Genomic DNA, 2,783 nt, shown 5'->3' on the forward strand with positions numbered 1-2,783 from the left:
CGGTCGCCGATGTCCCTCGCGTGAAGAAGCTGCTGGGTATCTGATACCCCTCCCGGCATCGCGATCGACGCATCGGACGCCGACAACCGACCCCCTCGGGCGCGGTCTGCGCCCCTAGATTCGAACAGGACTGATCAGTGGCACGCGTCAAAAGGGCCGTCAACGCTCAGAAGAAGCGCCGTTCCATCCTCGAGGCCTCCAAGGGCTACCGCGGGCAGCGCTCGCGGCTGTACCGCAAGGCCAAAGAGCAGCAGCTGCACTCGCTCGCCTACGCCTACCGGGACCGTCGGGCGCGCAAAGGCGATTTCCGCAAGCTGTGGATCGCTCGCATCAACGCCGCGGCGCGCCTCAACGACATCACCTACAACCGCTTCATTCAGGGCCTGAAGGTGGCCGGTGTCGAGGTCGACCGCAAGAACCTCGCCGAGCTCGCCGTCTCCGACCCCGAAGCGTTCGCCGGTCTCGTCGCGGTCGCCAAGGCCGCCCTGCCGCAGGACGTCAACGCCCCGGCAGCCTGAAACCGGCCACCGTGTCGGACCCTCATCCGTCGCGGCGAGGCGAGCACACCGAACGACCCGCGGAAGCGCTGAGCGAGCGCAACCCGCGGGTCGTTTCGGCTGTCAAGCTGCATCGCGGCGCTGCGCGGCGTAAACATGGGCTCTTCCTCGCCGAGGGCGCCAACTCGGTCACGGCCGCTCTGGCGACCGGACGGGTGCGGGAGCTGTTCTATTCTGCTCTCGGCGCGTCCAGGGAACACGAGTTGATCACGGGCGCTGCTGCTTCCGGGGTGCGCACCACCCTCGTCTCCGACCGGGCTGCCCGAGCGCTGGGCGACACAGTGTCCCCGCCCGGCCTGGTCGCGGTCTGCGATCTGGTCGACGTGCCGCTGAACGACGTGCTCACCCCCGGGCGCGGTGGTCCAGCAGGGGCCAGTCCGCCGATCCTCGCCGTACCGGTCGCGATCGCCGATCCCGGCAACGCGGGAACCCTGATCCGGGTCGCGGACGCCGTCGGCGTGGATGCCGTGGTGCTCGCCGGGGACAGTGTCGACCCGCACAACGGAAAGTGCGTGCGCTCGGCAGCGGGGAGCCTGTTCCATGTCCCCGTGGCCCGCGACCGGGACCCCAGCGCGGTACTCGATGCCGTCGAGGCCGCCGGAATCGTCACGCTCGCCACTTCCGCCGACGGGGAAGTGGATCTGGAGGACGCCGACGAGCTCCTCACCGGCCCGGTCGCCTGGCTGTTCGGCAACGAAGCGCACGGGCTGGAACCCGAGATCGCTGCCCGCGCCCACCACCGGATCCGGATCCCGATCCACGGCCGCGCCGAAAGCCTGAACCTGGCCACCGCGGCCGCGATCTGCCTTTACGCCAGCTCCCGCGTTCGTCATCGCGATCGCTGAGCCTCCGCGTCGACCCTCGCGGACTCGGTGCGCCCCTCAGCGGTCCGCGCGCTGTTCGGCCCGATGCTCAACTGCCCCGGGTACAGATCGTGGCCGCGGTCCCGTCCCTCCGGCTATCCTGCCCGCGAGGCCGAGACCATGCCCTCGGCGTGTTCTCCCGTATCGGCATCGGGATCGGTGTCCTGCGGCGCGGAGCCGCGCCCGGCGCCTGCGACGAGGAAGATTGCAAGCAGCAGCACACTGCACCACACATACGAATTCCCGACGATCTGCTGCACCGGCGACCATGCGAGCTCGCGGTCGTTCTCACCGGGCAGGTAGTGATGCGGGGCGGTGATGAACAGGGCCGCGACGACCACCGCGACCACATACCAGCCGACAGCGGCACGCCAGGGCAGCCGGACGGCCCGGCCCACCAGCGCCAGCAGGGCGGGTGCCGCCCACACCCAGTGATGGGACCAGGAGATCGGTGAGATCAGCAGTGCGACGACCGCGTTGATCGACAATGCGAGCGCGGGCATTGTCTCGGCCCGCCGCATCGCGATCACGGCGGCGGCGATCAGGGCTGCGCCGAGCAGCAGCCAGAGCAGGGTGGCCGCGGTCGCGGGCACTTCGAGCCGCGCCAACACCGCCTGGATGGACTGGTTGGTCTGGTATGCCGAGCCGCTCAATCCGTCGACATTGCCGAATCCGCCGAACCAGTATTCGAGCGACTCGTCCGGTAGCACCGCGAAACCGATGACCGTCGCCACCGCACCGCTGATCGCGGCCGTCGCGGCGGCCTTGTAATCCCGGCGGACCAGGAAATACAGCACGAACGCCGCCGGGGTCAGTTTGATCGCGGCGGCGATACCAAGCAGCATCCCGCGCGGCCATTTCGGCGACCTGGCCAGGCAGTCGGCGGCGACCAGCGCCATCAGCAGCAGATTGACCTGACCGAAGTCCAGGGTCGAGAACACCGGTTCCAGCAGCAGCGCCAGCGGGGTCGCGGTCGTGCAGGCCAGCAGTGCGCGCCTGCGCAGCGCGTATTCCGGCCATACCGCTGTGGCGACGAAGAACAGGGTGAGTGCCACCGCGCCGATCGAGCTGACAAGGTAGGCCACCGTCGCTGCGTCCCACGGCAGCAGCGCGAAAATCCCGAGGGCCAGCGTGGCGAACGGTGGATAGATGAACGGCAGGCTGATACCGGAGGCGGTTTCGGGCAGTTTCCCGTACAGGTCGCCGCCGGCCCGCCAGGCCTCGATCCCGAGCCGGTACACCTCGAGGTCGATATATCCGCGGGAGATCTGCTGGAACGGCCCCAGCGGCACCGTCAGGCACAGCGTGGTGAACACCGCGGCCAGCAGCGGTAGCAGCCACACGGCGCGTGGGAGCGTGCGGT

General features: G+C 69.2%; 3 protein-coding genes. 2 read left to right on the forward strand and 1 reads right to left on the reverse strand.

Annotation, left to right across the window (positions count from 1 at the left end):
• The first annotated feature begins 137 nt into the window (after positions 1–137).
• Together rplT and B0T44_RS26115 are read left to right on the forward strand one after the other, a co-directional pair.
• On the forward strand, positions 138–518 hold the full coding sequence (rplT, locus tag B0T44_RS26110) for a 50S ribosomal protein L20 (RefSeq protein WP_077119983.1): 381 nt from the start codon (positions 138–140) through the stop codon (positions 516–518).
• An 11-nt stretch (positions 519–529) separates the two neighbouring features.
• Positions 530–1,402 carry a TrmH family RNA methyltransferase gene (locus B0T44_RS26115; protein WP_077119985.1) on the forward strand — a complete coding sequence of 291 codons (873 nt, stop codon included), beginning with the start codon at positions 530–532 and terminating at the stop codon, positions 1,400–1,402.
• A gap of 113 nt (positions 1,403–1,515) precedes the next feature.
• On the opposite strand, the gene B0T44_RS26120 is transcribed toward B0T44_RS26115, so the two are convergent.
• Positions 1,516–2,783 (reverse strand): glycosyltransferase 87 family protein (locus B0T44_RS26120; RefSeq protein WP_254893717.1); only part of this gene is annotated, 1,268 nt, incomplete at its 5' end.

This window comes from Nocardia donostiensis (genome assembly GCF_002081715.1).
GTDB lineage: Bacteria > Actinomycetota > Actinomycetes > Mycobacteriales > Mycobacteriaceae > Nocardia > Nocardia donostiensis.